Origin of the sequence: Novosphingobium sp. 17-62-19 (genome assembly GCF_002256775.1) — a bacterium.
GTDB lineage: Bacteria > Pseudomonadota > Alphaproteobacteria > Sphingomonadales > Sphingomonadaceae > Novosphingobium.
In genome coordinates this window covers 60,498-76,996 of sequence record NZ_NCII01000002.1, presented here as the reverse complement: position 1 = coordinate 76,996, position 16,499 = coordinate 60,498, and the positions used below count along the sequence as shown (strand labels likewise).

General features: G+C 60.6%; 13 protein-coding genes and 1 tRNA gene. 3 read left to right on the top strand and 11 right to left on the bottom strand.

All coding sequences use genetic code 11. The features are described 5' to 3' along the window. Positions 1-133: HU family DNA-binding protein (locus B7X90_RS00830; RefSeq protein WP_292620849.1), on the top strand; the 133-nt coding region annotated here is incomplete at its 5' end. Positions 134-194: 61 nt separating this feature from the next. On the opposite strand, the gene B7X90_RS00825 is transcribed toward B7X90_RS00830, so the two are convergent. From B7X90_RS00825 to B7X90_RS00805, 5 genes are all read right to left on the bottom strand, one after another. After that, positions 195-1,787, bottom strand: a complete 1,593-nt coding sequence (locus tag B7X90_RS00825; RefSeq protein WP_292620842.1) for a fatty acid--CoA ligase — start codon at positions 1,785-1,787, stop codon at positions 195-197. 92 nt (positions 1,788-1,879) lie between these two features. Further along, a complete protein-coding gene (locus tag B7X90_RS00820; RefSeq protein WP_292620840.1) occupies positions 1,880-2,467 on the bottom strand; it encodes an HD domain-containing protein in 588 nt (195 codons plus the stop codon). Positions 2,468-2,527: 60 nt separating this feature from the next. Beyond that, entirely contained in the window at positions 2,528-3,979 is a 1,452-nt protein-coding gene (locus B7X90_RS00815; RefSeq protein WP_292620838.1) for an MFS transporter, read from the bottom strand. 4 nt (positions 3,980-3,983) lie between these two features. Beyond that, complete coding sequence (locus tag B7X90_RS00810; protein ID WP_292620836.1) at positions 3,984-5,663, bottom strand: GMC family oxidoreductase; 1,680 nt, start codon at positions 5,661-5,663, stop codon at positions 3,984-3,986. A gap of 21 nt (positions 5,664-5,684) precedes the next feature. Continuing rightward, positions 5,685-6,311, bottom strand: coding sequence for a gluconate 2-dehydrogenase subunit 3 family protein (locus tag B7X90_RS00805; RefSeq protein ID WP_292620834.1), 627 nt, complete (start codon positions 6,309-6,311; stop codon positions 5,685-5,687). A gap of 154 nt (positions 6,312-6,465) precedes the next feature. Here B7X90_RS00805 and B7X90_RS00800 point away from each other — a divergent pair. Further along, a tRNA-Pro gene (locus B7X90_RS00800) sits at positions 6,466-6,542 on the top strand. A 170-nt stretch (positions 6,543-6,712) separates the two neighbouring features. Here B7X90_RS00800 and B7X90_RS00795 read toward each other — a convergent pair. The 5 genes from B7X90_RS00795 to B7X90_RS00775 are packed head-to-tail and all read right to left on the bottom strand — an operon-like array spanning position 6,713 to position 12,826. After that, on the bottom strand, positions 6,713-8,188 hold the full coding sequence (locus B7X90_RS00795; protein ID WP_292620832.1) for a tannase/feruloyl esterase family alpha/beta hydrolase: 1,476 nt from the start codon (positions 8,186-8,188) through the stop codon (positions 6,713-6,715). Continuing rightward, positions 8,188-9,096 carry a hydroxymethylglutaryl-CoA lyase gene (locus B7X90_RS00790; RefSeq protein WP_292620831.1) on the bottom strand — a complete coding sequence of 303 codons (909 nt, stop codon included), beginning with the start codon at positions 9,094-9,096 and terminating at the stop codon, positions 8,188-8,190. Before B7X90_RS00790 ends, B7X90_RS00795 begins: the two co-directional genes overlap by 1 nt. Beyond that, complete coding sequence (locus tag B7X90_RS00785) at positions 9,093-10,385, bottom strand: citrate:proton symporter (RefSeq protein ID WP_292620829.1); 1,293 nt, start codon at positions 10,383-10,385, stop codon at positions 9,093-9,095. Before B7X90_RS00785 ends, B7X90_RS00790 begins: the two co-directional genes overlap by 4 nt. 6 nt (positions 10,386-10,391) lie before the next feature. After that, entirely contained in the window at positions 10,392-11,618 is a 1,227-nt protein-coding gene (locus B7X90_RS00780) for a serine hydrolase domain-containing protein (RefSeq protein WP_292620827.1), read from the bottom strand. Beyond that, on the bottom strand, positions 11,615-12,826 hold the full coding sequence (locus tag B7X90_RS00775; protein WP_292620825.1) for a CoA transferase: 1,212 nt from the start codon (positions 12,824-12,826) through the stop codon (positions 11,615-11,617). Before B7X90_RS00775 ends, B7X90_RS00780 begins: the two co-directional genes overlap by 4 nt. A 222-nt stretch (positions 12,827-13,048) precedes the next feature. Here B7X90_RS00775 and B7X90_RS00770 point away from each other — a divergent pair, with 222 nt between their 5' ends. Continuing rightward, positions 13,049-13,981, top strand: a complete 933-nt coding sequence (locus B7X90_RS00770) for a LysR family transcriptional regulator (protein ID WP_366409647.1) — start codon at positions 13,049-13,051, stop codon at positions 13,979-13,981. 50 nt (positions 13,982-14,031) lie between these two features. Here the strand turns inward: B7X90_RS00770 and B7X90_RS00765 are convergent, their stop codons facing one another. Next, on the bottom strand, positions 14,032-16,257 hold the full coding sequence (locus tag B7X90_RS00765; RefSeq protein WP_292620821.1) for a beta-glucosidase: 2,226 nt from the start codon (positions 16,255-16,257) through the stop codon (positions 14,032-14,034). Positions 16,258-16,499: the final 242 nt, after the last annotated feature.

The following is a 16,499-nucleotide window of genomic DNA, read 5'->3' as shown; positions in this document are numbered from 1 at the left end:
CAAGTTCAAGGTCAAGAACACCCCGGCCCGCGAAGGCCGCAATCCTTCGACCGGCGCAACCATCCAGATCGCAGCTTCGAACAAGCTGACTTTCTCGGCTGCCAAGGCAGTCAAGGACAAGCTCAACGGCTGATCCTTATCCGGCCCGGCGTCTGCCAGAGGGTAGACGCCGGACGGACATTTTCCCACTCCGTTCAGTTGACCTGCCGTTCCAGCCCCGACCAATGGGGTTCACGCAACGTCCGCCGCAGGATCTTGCCTGAAGGATTGCGCGGCAACGCATCGATCACATCAACGGACTTGGGCACCTTGAACCCGGCAAGCCGCTCACGCGTCCATTCGATCACCGATTGCGGACTGATCGTACGGCCCGGCTTGGGCACGCAGACCGCCTTCACCGCCTCTCCCCATGTCTCATCCGGCACACCGATCACCGCCACCTCCAGCACATCGGGATGCCCATAGATCGCGCTTTCGACTTGTGCGGGATAGACGTTCTCACCGCCTGTGATGATCATGTCCTTGATGCGGTCGTGCATGTACACATAGCCATCTTCGTCAAAATAGCCCGCGTCTCCGGTGGCGATCCAGCCGTCTGCCGTCATCGTCTTGGCCGTGGCTTCTGGCAGGTTCCAGTAACCCAGCATGTTGTTGGACGAACGCGTCTGTATCTCTCCAATCTCATGCGGCCCCAGCGCCTTGCCACTATCGTCCACCACGCGCACTTCAACGCCGGGAAGCGGCTTTCCGGCTGAGCGCATACGCTGGTTGCCTTCAACGCAGTGGTCCTCGGGCGGCAACATGCAGATCGTGCCGGTGGTCTCGGTCATGCCATAGGCCTGGATGAAATCGGCCTTGAACATGGCGATACATTCGCGCAGCAGCACCAGCGGGATCGGCGATGCGCCATAGATGATGTATTTCAAGCGGCTGTAGTCCACGCTGGCGCAGTCCGGGTGGTTGAGCAGCATCTGCAATGCCGCTGGCACGATGAAAAAGCGGGTGACGCCTTTTTGCTCCACCGCATCAAACACCGCGCGCGGTTCAAACTCTGACAGAATGATGCCGGGCAGCCCCGAGCCGACGGCCATGACGCCCAACCCGGTACCGCCGATGTGCGCGCAGGGCATGGCGATGAGGATCGCCTCGTCATCGGTCATCGTTGCATAGGGCTGATCGTTGCCGATAGATTGTTTACGCAGGCCGAACAGATTGAGGTTGGAAAGCACCGCGCCCTTGGGGTTGCCGGTCGTGCCAGACGTGTAGAGTTGCAGCACGGCATCGTCAGGCCCAGCCGCATCGAACGCGCCGCGCGCCTGCTGGCCGATCCAGCCCCAAGCCTCGCTTTGTGTAAAACAACGGCTTACTGTCGGCAGCGCTGCGAGGTCGTCCGCCAGCGCTTCAAAACCCTGCCCCAGAAACACGGCCTTTGCCTCAGCGTCTCCAGCAATCCATGTTGCCTCGGCCGGAGCCAGCCGCCAGCCAATCGGCACCATCACCACGCCCAGCCGCGCCGCTGCATAGAATAGCGTGAAATAGAGCGTGCTGTTTTTGCCGAACCACGCAATGCGATCACCCTTGCCGATGCCAGCCGCTTGCATTGCGGCAACGGCCTGCGCGGTAGCCTGTTCGAGTTCGCGATATGTGAGTGCCCGATCCGGCCCGTCCAGCGCCGCGCGCTGCGGGCGGTCTTCAGCCCAGAAACGCAGGAATGCGTCAAACGTGAAAAGGTCGGTCGTTCGCTCCGCCGTGGTGGGCTTCATTGGCTGTGCGGCAACGTCGGCCATGCTTCACTCTCCCAAACAGTTTTCGGGAGTTAATCATGCAATTAAGGTGCAACGCAAGCCTGCCAATCGTGACAGAGTGTTTGCCTCGATCGTCAGGCCTGCTCCATCGCCTTCTTGTAAACGCTGTTCATTGGCATCTCGAACAGGCGCATGACCATCGGTTCAAAGAACGACAGTGGCAAAGTGTCGTAATCAGGATCGAACGAGGGGCAATCATACTTGTCGATGAACTCGGCCGTGGCGGCGGCATATTCGTGATCGGCCAATTTATCGCGCATGTTGCGATCAAGGCCGATGAAATGGAAGAAGTTGTAGCCTTGGAAAATGCCATGATGCTGCACGATCCACAGCAGTTCGTCAGAGACGAAGGGCTTCAGGATGGCCGCCGCAATGTCTGGGTGGTTATAGGCACCCAGGGTATCGCCGATGTCGTGCAACAGCGCCATGACCACATAGGCGTCGTCCCGACCATCACGGTGCGCGCGCGTGGCTGTTTGCAGGCAGTGGGTGAGCCGATCGACCGCAAAGCCACCACAATCGCCATCAAGCAGGCGCAGATGATCGAGCACGCGCGCGCCGCCGGTGCGCGAGTAGGGCTTCATATGCGTCATGATCGCGTCCCAGTCTGCCTGGGTGCCTTCGGTCATGCTGTGGAACTGCGCCGTGGGAAGCTCTTCCATCGCAAACATCCTTCTCCCGCGCACCTTCAGGTGCTTTCGTTGCGCGGGAGACTATCGCTTTTATCCTGCTTGGGAAGATGCAACCGGCGCAAAAATCTGTCCGGGCAACGAAAGCGCCAGCGCAAGGCAGCCCAGCAGCAGCACGACGATCACGACCATCGCCGCGTAAACGCCCCCTGCCCCGGCCATCGCATCCGGTCCGCCAAGCGTGAAGTAGGCACTGCCCACCAAGGCAATGCCAAACGCTCCGCCCATCTGCATCACGGTCTTCAAGATGCCACTGGCCGCGCCTGCATGACGGCGCTCAACCCGCGCCAGTGCCACAGGCGTGACCGGGCCGGACAAAGTGCCCATTCCAATGCCGGAAAGCAGCAGCGCGGGAAGGAGAAATGCCAGACCGGGGCCATCCCACGCGATCCATGCCAGTGTTGCGCTATTGGCCAGCAGGAGTGCGATTGATGCAAAGACCATCACCCATTTGCCCAGCCGCGCCAGATATTTGCGGCCAAGGAAGCCCATGCCGATCATCACGCCAGCGCTGAAGGGGATGTGGACAAGGCCGGTCTGCAATGGCGAATACCCCAACCTCGATTGCAGCGCATGGGCAAAGACAAACAGGAATCCTGTGTTCGCTGCTGCAAAGATCAAACCGATCACCGCAGCGGTGCGGAACAGCGCGTCATCAAGCAGCACCGGATCGAGGATCACCGGCCTGCCAGCTTGCGCCCGCCGCACCAACCCACGCCATGCCGCCCACATCACGAAAGGCGACGCCGCCAGCAGGGCAAGGCTCGCGCCATCGAAGCCCGCATGTTCACCACGCACCAGCGGGACCAACATGGCCGCCAGCGCCGCGCCGAAGGCCAGCGTGCCGATCACATCGATCCGCCCGCCCTTGTGCTCCACCTCGCGCGGGAGATAGCGCCAGCCCGCCACCAAAGCAGCAAGGCCAATCGGCAGGTTGATAAGGAACACCGTCCGCCAGCCAAGGCCCGCGATGTTGGCGGAAATCAGCAGCCCGCCGATAATCGGCCCGGCAATCCCCGCCAACCCGCCGATCACGCCAAACCAAGCCAGCCGTCCGATGCGCTCGACCGGATCGTAAAGGATCTGGATCACCGCCATGACCTGCGGCGCCATGATTGCTCCTGCCGCGCCTTGTGCCACGCGCGCGGCGATCAGCAGTTGCGGATCACCCGCCACTCCGCACAGGACGGATGCGAGCGTAAAGCCAGCCACCCCGATGAGGAACATGGCGCGCCCGCCAAAAAGATCCCCCAGCCGCCCGCCGAGCAACAGCAGCAGCCCGAACGCCAGAGAATAGCCCGCCGCGATCCATTGCGCGGCACTGCCGCCAAGGTCTTGCCCGCGCGCTGCAAAATCTGCCTGCATCGCGGGAAGTGCGGTATTGATGATCGTCACGTCGACGATTTCCAGCACCAGCGCGGTGATCAGCGTAAAGAAGGCGAGGCTTTTCTGCCGCGCCGTCATGGTCGCAATGGTTTGTGGCATTCGCTCAGATCTTGCCTTCGCGCAGCATTTTTACTGCCGCATCGCAGGCCCGTGCGGTTAGCGCCATGTAGGTAAGCGAAGGGTTCTGGCAGGCCGATGACGCCATCTGCGCACCATCGGTAACGAACAGATTCGGCACGTCATGGACCTGGCTCCACTTGTTGAGCACCGATGTTTTTGGATCGTGACCCATGCGCGCACCGCCCATCTCGTGAATGGCCATGCCGCCAGTGCCGGGCTGATCCGAACCCATGATCACATTGCCGCCCGCAGCCGTCATCATCTCTGCCGCATCTGCCTTGGCCTGCGCCAATGCTGCCTGCTCTTCCTTGCCGAATGCAAACTGGATCTGCAGTTGCGGAATGCCAAAGCGATCGGTCTTCACGGGATCGAGCGTGAGCCGGTTGGAATCACGCGGCACACAATCGGCAAAGGCCACCAGCACCATGCGCCACATGCCGGGCGTGTGCAGGCGGGTCTTCAGGGCCTCGCCCACGCCCGCCTCACGCTTGCCCGCGCCCCAATTGCTTTGCAGCGCGCCGCCCTGATACGAATAGCCGCGCGTGTGGCCCACTCCGTCCATGGCATCCATATTGCGATAGCGTGCCACGACTACGCCCGTTGGCCGATTGCCGAACGTGGTGCGGCCATTGAACTGCGGGAACAGCGCAATCGTCGAAAGCGTGTTGGCGTGATCCATGATCTGCGTGCCCAGCACACCGCTGGCGTTGGCCAGCCCGTTCGGCATGGCCTCGCTGCGGGAATTGAGCAGCAGGTGGACCGAATTGAACGCTCCCGCATTCAGAAACACCATCCGCGCCGTGGCGGAACCGCGCGTGCCATCCTTCGTGTTTACATAGCGCACGCCGGTTACACGATTGGTCTTCGCGTCATAGTCCACCGCCTCGACGATCGCGTCGGTCACCACGGTGAGATTGCCGGTGGCTTTCGCGGCAGGCAGCGTGCTCGATTGTGTAGAAAAGTAAGCGCCAAACGAACATCCACGTGCGCAAATAGCGCGGTTCTGGCATTCCGAGCGGCCTTCTTCCGTCTTGGCCACAGTGAGGTTGGCGGTGCGGCCAATCGTAAGGCACCGGCCGAACTTGTCGGCCACTTGGCGGCGCACGTGTTGTTCGACGACATTGAGCGCCATCGCGGGTTGGAACTTGCCATCTGGCAATTGCGGCAGGCCTTCCGCCGCACCCGAAACGCCGATGAATTCTTCCACCTTGTCGTACCATGGCGCCAGATCGGCATAGCGGATCGGCCAATCCGTACCGTGGCCATCGCGCTTGTTGGCGATGAAATCATAGTCCGACCAGCGATAGGACTGCCGCCCCCAGGTCAGCGAACGGCCACCGAGCTGGTAGGATCGCAGCCAGTTGAACTGGCTATCTGGCGCGGTGCTATAGGGGTTGTCCTTGTCGTTGACGAAGTGACCCTGCGTATATTCGTTGAACTGCCGGTTGAGCATCTGCACGGGGTATTCGCGTGCATAGAGGTCAGCGTCACCGCTGCCGCGCAACGGCATCTGCCACGGGTCTTTCAGCTCTGTCTCGTACTCACCGTGGACGATCTCGCGCCCGCGTTCGATCATCAGGACTTTCAGCCCCGCCTGCGTCAGTTCCTTGGCCGCCCAGCCGCCGGTGATGCCGGAGCCGACCACGATCGCATCGAATTGCATGTTCATCGCCTTTATCAATTCTCAGCCGAAGTCGACGGCGGTCCAGTCGTTGGAAATCGCCTTGAAATCCGGCGTCTGCGGCAAGTCGGGATCGAAGCGTCCCGGCACCGGCTCGTATCGCAGTTCCTGCGAAGCCCCCGCTTCGCTCGTGTAGTAAGCGGTGAGGATCAGCGCCTTAATGGCCTTCCACGGACTTTCGCTATCGCGCGTGACATAAGCTTCAGCATCAAGCTGCGTGACAATGGCCAGCCGTTTGGCTGGTGCCTGCGCAAGGAAATCCCCCCCGGCGCGCGCATTGAGTTCCTTTTCCAGCCACGCAACATGCCGGACCGAGCCATCGGTGCGCAGGAAGCGAGCATACGAAGCAGGCTCCCGGAGTGGCTTGCGGGCATTCTCGAGCCCATGGGCAAGGCCGAGAATCACAAAGTCCCCCGCACCCACATCGCCTGCGCCCGGTGTATCTGTGCGGGGGATAACAATCTGGCTGACATCTTTCATCAAGGCGCGCTGACGATCGGTTGGCGCTTCGTCCGCGTCGATTCGCGTAAGACTTGCCGCCGCAGCCGGTATGCCCAGTGCAAGCGCGAGCAATGTCGCGGCACCCAGAAAATCCCGGCGATTCCAGCCGCCTTGCTGTCCATCTTGCATCGGTATCGCTCTCCTCGACGCGGCCCATACACAAGGTCGCGCGACTATATAAGAACAAATACTCTAATTCAGACCGCCCTCGCAAGAGGATTGCGATGATCGCACATTCCCCCCTTGCCCCGGCGCGAACATCCGCCTAGGGGCATCCGGGTGTCGGGGAGTAGCGCAGCCTGGTAGCGCATCTGGTTTGGGACCAGAGGGTCGTAGGTTCGAATCCTATCTCCCCGACCACTTTCGGCACAAGCGGGCGCTTTTTCCCTTTTAGCATGGATCACCCGCGAACTCTGGCACATAGCCAGTGTAAAGGGTGCTGAAATATGCGACAAAGGTGAAGACCTATGTACCGCATACACGACACGCCCCGCATTCACGGTAGATCTGCTTATCGCCGCAACATGCTGCTACTGGTTGTGGTCAATGAGTCCTGAGCAGACCGACTTCTCAACCGAATAATGGCACAGGCGATGTACCTTGCCATCTTTGAGCGCGGGCAGAAAATCTGGTGAAACCCCTTGTTCAGTCCAGCGCTCCAGCACGCTTTGGGCCCCCATGACATTCGGCCCCGGCCCGCCCCCGCAATGTCCCATTCCCGGCGCAAAGAACAGGCGCGCGAAATGGGTGGTAGCCGTACCTGAGCGCTGGCGCACGGCCTCGTAGTACCTTCGCGTGTCCCAGGGGCTGACCACGGGATCTGCCAGCCCGTGATAAAGAATGAGCTTGCCTCCACGCCCGGCGAAGCGGGAGAGATCCGGGTTTGTGGCGTCTATCACTCCGGCCAAAGCGCGATCTGCACGGATCACATCGCGATCGAAATCAAACGTGTGCCAATCCCACACCGGATCGTTGAAGGCCCAGAAGCGGAAGAAGTTCCCGCGCATCGGCTGACTTGGGTTGCGCGGATCGGCCCAGTACTGCGACCAGCCCGTTTCGCTTCCGGCCAGCCAAGGAGGGTAAAGCTGAACACCCGTACGCGGGTTGCTAGCCCCTGCATACATGCGCGCCGCCGCGGACGCTTCAGCCTCGCTCAGGCAATCGGAATTGCTCGTCCCGCCACGGCAGCGAAGCCGCTCCACATCAACTTTGCACATGAAAGGATTTTCGAGATAGCCGCGCGCGCGATCTTCAACGGTGCCACATTGTGCGAGGGCAGCCTCCTTGAGGAGTGGCAGCCGCGCTGCTGTAAGCACCGGTTCAAGCGAGCCTTGCTGCCGGTTTGCCACGAACTGCCAGAGAAATCCGATATTCAGACGCGTTCGGTTGTTGCCGGGAGCCCCCGCAATGATACCGTCGAAATCTTCGGGATATCGCTGCGCACTCATCAATGCCTGATGCCCGCCGGTTGAACAGCCTTCAAAATAGGAATGGTTGGCCGGGCGGCCGTAATATGTACGGAGCAACGCCTTGGCGTTGACCGCCGTCAGGTGAACGGCACGGTGTCCCCAATCGACAATGGTCTGCGGCAGACCAACCGCAAAATCCGGGTCATCGCCCTGATGCCCGGTGTCGGTTGCCGTTACCGCGTAACCATCTTTCAATCCGCCCGCGAGTTGCGCGTAGGGCAAGGCGCTCGAATATCCACCGTTGCCGAACATCTTGAGGCGGCCGTTCCAGCCCTTTACCGGCAGCCACACCTCGAACCCTATCCGGGAGCCCGCCACTGGCGTTGCCACCGCGCGCAGGCGGCAATGATCGGGTAGCGCAACGGCAGGTGGTCGTGGCCCAAAGTGCAAAGGTGTGTGGAAGTCCCCGGCGGGCACTGCCTCGGCCGACAGCACGGTCACGTTGTCAAGGCGCAGTCTGACCAGGTCTTCACACGTTGCAGCCTGTGCGGAGGTCGCCACAAACAGCCAGAGGACGAAGAGGATTGCGCGGTGCATCATGGCTGCGCAACGGAAGGAAATCTTGGTGCGCGCGAGACGCGCCCCGGCAATGACTGCCCCATGACAGATCCCAACCATTGCGCAGTTTCGATGATGGCTTCGAGCGACAGCCCGGTGGATATGCCAGCACGCGCAAGTGGATAGAGCAGATCCTCGGTGGCGACATTGCCACTGGCACCCGGCGCAAATGGGCAACCGCCGATACCGCCGATTGAAGCATCAAGCGTTGCTGCACCAAGTTGCATCGCTGTCCAGGCATTGGCGACGCCGGTGTTGCGCGTATCATGGAAATGGCAGCGGATGGGCATATCGGGCACCGCTTCTCTGACGGCGTTGAACACTCGCATGACGTCAACCGGTGTTGCCACGCCGATTGTGTCTCCCAGTGCGATTTCGACCGGGCCTGCCTCGGCCAGTTTTTGCGCCATCGCGGCCACGCGGAAAGGTGAGACTTCACCATCGAACGGGCAACCGAAGGCCACCGAAATGGTCACTTGCGCGCGCCGACCCGCAGCACGCGCGAGCGCGATGATCTCGACCGCATCGTTGACCGTTTCAGCAGCGCTCCGTCCCTGATTGGCGATACCAAAGCCGTCGCTGGCGCTGACCACAACGCCAAGTTCGTCCACCCGCGTCAGCAGTGCGCGTTCAGCGCCGCGCCGGTTGAGCACCAGACCGATGGTCGTGACGCCATCAAGCGCCGGAAGCCCTGAGCAGACCGCTTCGGCATCGGCCATTTGCGGAACGCGCTTGGGATTGACGAAGCTGGCGACTTCAATCCGCCTCACACCGGCGTCGACAGCCCGGCAGACAAGTTCGATTTTTTGCCCGGTCGTCAGCATGACGCTTTCGTTCTGCAGACCGTCACGGGCCGAAACCTCAACGATTTCTATGGCTTGCCTCACAGACGGATCACTCCCATCAGCACCGACGCCACCGTCATCACCAAGCTGATCAGCAGCAACCATGGGATGGTGAAGCGCTGGTGATCGGCCAATTCCAGCTTGGCAAGCCCAACCAGCAGGAAGGTGGCCGGGGTCATCGGGCTGACGGGAAAGCCCAGAGTCATCTGGCCAAGAATGGCGGCCCGGCCCATTTCAATAGGGGGAACGCCGCCTTGCTGCGCAATTTCGCCCAGCACCGGCAGTACGCCGAAGTAGAAGCTGTCGGGATCGAACAACAGGCTGAGCGGCATCGACAACACCGCCAGCGCGACTGGGAGGTGCTGCGCCGTTCCGCCCGGCAAAAGCCCTGCACCAGCCTCGGCAAGGGCGGTCAACATGCCGGTCCCTTTCATGATGCCAGTAAACCCGCCCGCAGCCAGCAGGATTGCAACCATCGTGATGGCGGCAGGGGCATGTCGCTCGATCACTTTGCGCTGATCGTCAAGATTGGGATAGTTCACCACGAGTGCCAGCACCGTGCCGATCAGGAAGGCTGGCGCAGAAGGCATGAGTTCGGCCAGCATCAGCACCAGAACTGCAATGACCATCGCCAGATTGGTCCAGAACCGCCAACCGAGCGGTTCGGCCACGGCTGTCGGCAATTCAGGCGAACCAATGGCACCTGACACACCTGCCGTCTGGCAATTGGCAAGCTGGCCGCGGCCAAGCCACCACGCGCTCGCCAGAACAGCGGCGGTGCCGATGGCCCATACGGGCATCATTGGGCCAAAAAGTTCCATCACTGGCACTTCCAGCGCGGTGGCGGCGCGGATCGTCGGCCCTCCCCAAGGAAGCATGTTGCCCACGCCCGCCGCCATCGCCGTAACGCACGCCAACACGCGACGATCGATGCCGCAGCGATCATAGACCGGCAACATGGCGGGGATGACGATCAAGAAGGTTACCGCGCCAGACCCATCGAGTTGCACCACCGTGGCCAGCACCGCTGTTCCCATAGTGACGAACGGCGGATGATCGCGGGTCAGCTTTACGACACCGTTGACCATTGGCGCGAATAGCCCGGCATCGGCAAGAACGGCAAAAAACAGGATCGCAAACAGGAACAGTGCCGCCATCGGGGCCACGGTGGTCATCCCGTCGAGCATGAACTTGCCCGCACTCGAAGCTTCTCCGAGCAGGAGCGCAATGACGAGGGGAATTGCAACAAAGGCCGTCAAAGCCGACAGCCGCTTTGACAGGATGGCGATCAGGACCAGCAGGATCGTGGCAAGGCCGGCCAGTGCAAGCATTTGCGCCTAGTCCCGGATCAGCGCTGTGGCGGCACGGTTCACGCTCGCGCGGACCGTGCCAGCAGAGCCGAGCACATGAGTCATCAACAAGGCAACGGCTTTGCGGCGGCGATCCACGAAGAAATAGGTGTTGCCGGACCCAGACCAGCTAGTCGTTCCGGCGGGCTGAATTCCCGCAGCTTCGCTTTGCGTATCGCCCAATGAGAACCCATAACCAAATCGCATCGTCTGCGCACCCATGGCCTGCATGGTGCCACGCGGCGCGAACAGCGCATCGACGCCCTGTTCGCTCAACAGCCGTGTGCCGTGAAGCGCACCGCCATTGGCCAGCATTTGCGCGAAACGAAGATAATCATCAGCCGTACCGGCAATAGCGCCTCCCCCGTCGAGCAGACGATTGGCGTCGCGGTAATCCGATGTTGCTGGCTGCTCCACTGGTTCCATACCCGGACCATAAAGAACGGTAAATCGTCCGAGTTGGGCATCGCTGATATGAAACGTTGCATCCTTCATGCCAAGCGGATCGAAAATAGTCCGCTGCAGATAGCGGTCGAGCCGTTCCCCGCTGACGCGTTCGATGACAGCGCCCAGGACGGTGGTTGAATAGCTGTAGGCAAACGTCTCACCGGGTTGGTGCAGCAGCGGCGCCTTGCCGATCCGCACCACCAGTTCGTCCAGCGAATGCGCTGGCGCTCCATCGCCTGCCATGCGGCCAACCGGTGTATCGCGCATCACGCCAAATCGCCGGTAGTATTGGTGCACCGGCGTGCTGCCTGCGAAATGATACGTGATGCCAGAGCGGTGAGTCAGCAAATCGGCAATCGTCATCGGCCGCTTTGCCGGCACCGTCACCATGTCATCCAGTCCGCCAGACTGATAGACGCGCACGCCCTTCAGTGCGGGAAGATAGGTTTCGGCTGGATCGTCCAGCTTTAGCTTCCCCTGTTCGGCAAGCATCATGATGGCGACCGAAGTGATCGGTTTGGACATGGAATAGAGGCGAAAAATTGCATCACGGCTGAGCGGCCGTTGTCGTTCGATGTCAGCCCAACCGGTGGTAAGGTCCGCCAGCACCTTGCCATTGCGCGCGATCACGACCGTGGCCCCAGGAATCTGGCGCGCCGAGACGGCTTCAGCCAGTTCGCTGCGCAGTTGCACAAGCGCGGGCGCTTCGGCCTGCACCTGCGCAGCGCAGACAAAGGCCATTACGACCAGCAGAGACGCAGCTTTCATGCTGCGATATGCTCCGGCCCACCAGAAGCGACTCCACGTCGAAGCAGCGCTTCGATGGCATCGTCATCCAGCCCGGCACCGCGTAGGACATCGCGCGTATTCTGGCCCAGTCCGGGCGTCGGGCGATCTGGCTCCGGGTTCTCGCCTGTAACGCGGAAGGGCGCGCGAACAGCGGTCAGCGTACCCTCGGTCGGGTGCTCCTCGCGGTGAAACATTCCCACTGCCTGCAGATGCGGATGGTCGAACAACTCTTCGAGCCGGTTGACCTGCGCACAAGGCACATCGCGTTCGCGCAGCAGTTCCAGCCATTCGCTTGTCGGCCGCGCCGGTGTTGCATCCTCGATCAGCGCATAGAGCATGTCGATGTTTCGGCTGCGTTCAACGCTGTCGGTAACACGCGGATCGTCCATCAGATCTTCGCGGCCAATAAGCTTAAGAAAGGCGGTCCAGTGCGCTGCATTGTAGGGAATGATCGAGATGAACCCGTCTGCGGTCGGATAGGGTTTGCGATAGGGAGACAGCAGCCGATCGTAACCGATGCCGCCCAGTGGTGGATCGAAGCTGCGCCCTGCAAGCTGTTCAAGCATCAAAAAGGACACCATGCTTTCGAACATAGGCGTTTCTATGCACACCGCCTGACCATCTCTGTTGCGCGAAGCAAGTGCTGCCAGCACGCTGATCGCCAGATGCAGCCCGCCAACCTTGTCCGCGATGATTGTCGAGAGAAAGCGCGGCTCGCCCGCGGCGTTCTGATTTAGCCAGGCAAGGCCCGAAACGGCTTGAATGGTATCGTCATAGGCAGGTTCATCGGCCAGTGGGCCATTGTCACCGAAGCCACATGCATAGCAGTAAATCAACGACGGGTTGATCGCACGCAACTGCTCAAATCCGATGCCCAGCCTGTTGGCAGACTGTGGCCGCATATTGTGCACTACCACGTCTGCCTTCGCCACCAATGCGTGCAGTGCGGCAAGCGCCTCTGCATCCCGCAGATCCAGCGCGATGGATTGCTTGTTACGGTTCGCGTTGATGAACCCGGCACCCATCGCCTCACTTTTCCCAGGGCGCACGGCGCGGAAAACGTCGCCTGCCAAGGGCTCAACCTTGATCACGTCTGCGCCAAGATCGCCAAGCAACCGCGTGGCGTAAGGGCCGAGCACCACCGTTGTCAGATCAACGACCCTGATCCCCTTCAGCAGCGTCAGCATTTGACGAGGCTCCCCTGACTCAACGCGGCGCAAAGCTTCATTCGGCTCACTTTCAAACGACACTTGGAACGTGTCAGCAGACCTACCTGTTCAGCGCCTCGAGAGTGATAGAAAGATCGGAACGATCCATTTCTGTTGGTTATAGCTGATGCCTGTCTATTCGTGTTGTTGACAGAATCTCGCGCACGCGCATGAATACTCTTCATCGAGCAACACAAAGAATTGCCCAAAACCCAAGGGTGGGAGAGACGATTGGCGCGCAAACCAAGCCTTCGAAGCCTGCGCATGTTCATGAATGTTGCGCACAATCGCAGCTTCAGCGAAACCGGACGGACTGCGCATGTCTCGCAACCGGCGCTCAGCAGGACGATCCGGCTGCTTGAGGAAGATCTTGGCGTTCGGTTGTTTGATCGCAATTCACGCAATGTCTCCCTTACAAGCGCTGGCGAGGCGCTGCTGCCGATTGTCGAGCGGCTGACTGCCGACTTCGACCATGCCTTTTCCGAACTGGCCATGAGCTTTGCGGGCGAACGCGGGCGCGTTGTCGTGGGGGCGCTGCCATCGGTGGCTGCGGGCATTCTGCCTGCAGCAATCGCCACGTTCCGCAAGGTCAGCCCGAATGTCGAAATCATCATCCGCGACCAGTTGTCGGGCACGCTATATCAGGCGATGCACGAGCGTCAGATTGATCTTGCCGTGACAACACCGCCGGAGGGCGACGATGATTTTGTGTTCGAAGCCCTGTTCGAAGACCCGCTCGTGCTGGTCGTCCGCAAGGGCAGTCCGCTTGACGATGAAAGCATCGCGGACTGGTCGATCTTCGCCCAACACCCGTTTATTGCGATGGCCCCCCGAAGCAGCGTTCGCCAACTGACCGATTCTGCCATGCTCAGGGCGGGGGTTGCACCCCAACCGCTTTTTGACTGCGCCCAGCTCACCACGGTACGCGCCCTGATCGAGGCGGGTCTTGGCATAACCGCGCTGCCACAATCGGCCGCGACCATGCTGGAACCGAGCAAGGTCAGCCTGCGGCAGCTTACCAACCCGATGTCCGCGCGGACAATCGGCATCGCCTACCCGGCAGGACGCACCCTGCCTCCGGCTGCCGCAGCCTTTGCGCGGCATTTTCTGGAAGAAGCGGGACCTGCCCGCTGAAAGCCCTGGCTCCCCACGGCAGCAATAGCTGCAGAGGGGAGCGCAGTGAACTATTTGGCAGGACGCCACCCAACGGGCAATTCGCGGGCAGACAATGTGACCGGAACGGTTCCAAGAATTTCGCGTGAGGATGTGCCGAGCATTACCTGATACGTACCAGCAGCGATCTTCCAGCTGTTTGATGCACCATCGAAAGTCGCAAGAAGTCGCGGATCGATGGCAACCGTCACGCGCTGCGACTTGCCGGGCGCGAGGTCTACCTTGTGATACGCTCCCAGGCGCTTTGGCGCTTCCCAGCCTTCTCCCGCAACATATACCTGCGCCACGTCCATACCGCGCCGCTTGCCCGTGTTGCGCACAACGAATGTGGCCGAGATCCCGTCCGCATCAGGCCTTGCTGTCAGGCCTGAATAGCCGAAGCTGGTGTAGGAAAGCCCATGTCCGAAAGGGAACGCCGGATCATGTTTGTTGCGATCGAACCACTTGTAGCCAACCGCAGCACCCTCTCCATACACCGTGTCACCTTTGTTCGGGGCACTTGGTTTGGGTAGTTGATCCAGGCTGCGTGGGAAGGTTGCAGGCAAGTGCCCCGAAGGATTGACCTTGCCAGTCAGGACATTTGCAATGGCTTCGCCCCCGGACGTGCCGGGATACCAGGCTGCAACAATCGCGCCCACCTTGTTCGCCCAGGATGTCAGCACTGGTCCGCCACTTTCCAGCACAACCGCTGTCTTCGGATTGGCATCCGCCACCGCAGCAATCAGGGAATCCTGATTGTCGGCAAGCGTCAGCGACACATCGAACGATTCACCCGCCCACTGCGTCACAAACACGATGGCAACATCTGCCGTACGCGCTGCGACAGCTGCTGCCACGGGATCGGTGCCGTCGACAAATTCGAACGTCGCGTTGGGCATTTCCTTGCGCAACGCCTCAAGAGGTGACGATGGATAGTAGACGACTGGTCCGGGCCAATACGTCGGCTTGATGCCCGGTACTGCATTTCCACCCTTCGGATAGACTGACGATGCGCCGCCGCCGGAAAGCACGCCCTTGTCAGCATGTCCTCCGATGACAACCACACGCCGCACTGCAGGACTCAGCGGCAAGACCGCCCCTTCGTTCTTGAGCAGCACCAGCGCCTCTTCGGCATCCATCCTGGTGGTCTGCGCACTCTTGGCCAACAACGCCGGAGGGAGGTCATAGGGCGCTTCGGTAACCGGATTGTCGAACAGACCGTGCCTGAACATGGCGTAGAGTATGCGCGAAACCATCTGGTCGAGCGCCTGAGCGCTGACGTCCCCTTTTTCGAGGGCTTGCCGCAAGTCTGCGCCGAGATATTCGCGCTGGTCGAACGGGTATCCAGACTGCTGATCAAGGCCCGCGGCAATGGCGGGGGCGGTCGAGTGGACGCCTCCCCAATCAGACATCACAAAACCTTTGAAGCCCCAATCCTTGCGCAAGACCTGCGTAAGCAACCAGGGGTGCTCGCATGAAAAAATCCCGTTTACGCGGTTATAGGCGCACATGACCGAGCCAGGATCGGACCGCTCCATTGCGAACTGGAATGCCAGCAGGTCTGACATCCGCGCTGCCACGGGGTCTATGACCGAATTGCCTGCGTTCCGATCGGTTTCCTGATCATTGATGGCAAAGTGCTTTACGGTCGAGATGATGCCGTTCGATTGCACTCCGGCCGTGTGCGCGCCAACCATCGTGCCGGCAAGGAGCGGATCTTCACCGCCATATTCGAAGTTTCGTCCGTTGCGAGGTTCGCGCATCAGATTGACGCTGCCCGAAAGCAGGACGTTGAACCCCGATGCACGTGCTTCTTCACCGATCATCGCACCGGCCTTGAAAGCCATGGCAGGATTCCATGTGGCAGCCGTACCGAGCCCTGAAGGAAGGCCTGTGCGTTCGCGTTTGCGCGGCGCGCCACCCTGACTGGCTACCCCGATGCCAGCGTCTGCCTGCCACTGGGGCGGAATACCCAGACGCGGGATGCCCGGTATGTATCCGGCCGAACCGTTACGGCCCCCTTCGGGCGCCTTGAACTGCTTGGGGGGAAAGTCCGTCGCGAAGTAACCAAAGACAAGCGTCAACTTCTCGTCACGCGTCATTTTTGCCAAGATGAGCGCAGAGCGCTGCTCTGCATCGAGCGCCTTGTCCATCCATGGCCGGTCCGGCACGGCCTGTTGCGCGTGCGCTGGCAAGTTGCTCACCACAATCTGCGCCACCGCTCCGGCGAGCGCGGCTGCGACAATCCTGAATCTCATGTCTGCCTCTCTTTATTTGTGCTGAATCGATCGACTTCTTCGTTTCGATGGAAGGAATCTTTCAGTCTGTTCAGGGGACGTATGAATTCCTGACAACGTTGTCCAAAGGAATTCTCCGCGTCATTTCCAGACCATCGACAGAACGCAAGTCAAAATGGCGCAAGTCTGCGGGCTTGGCACGGTCAATACAAAAAGCTGATGGATCAATCTCAAAATTCAATTTCCTGACGCATTGAATTTGC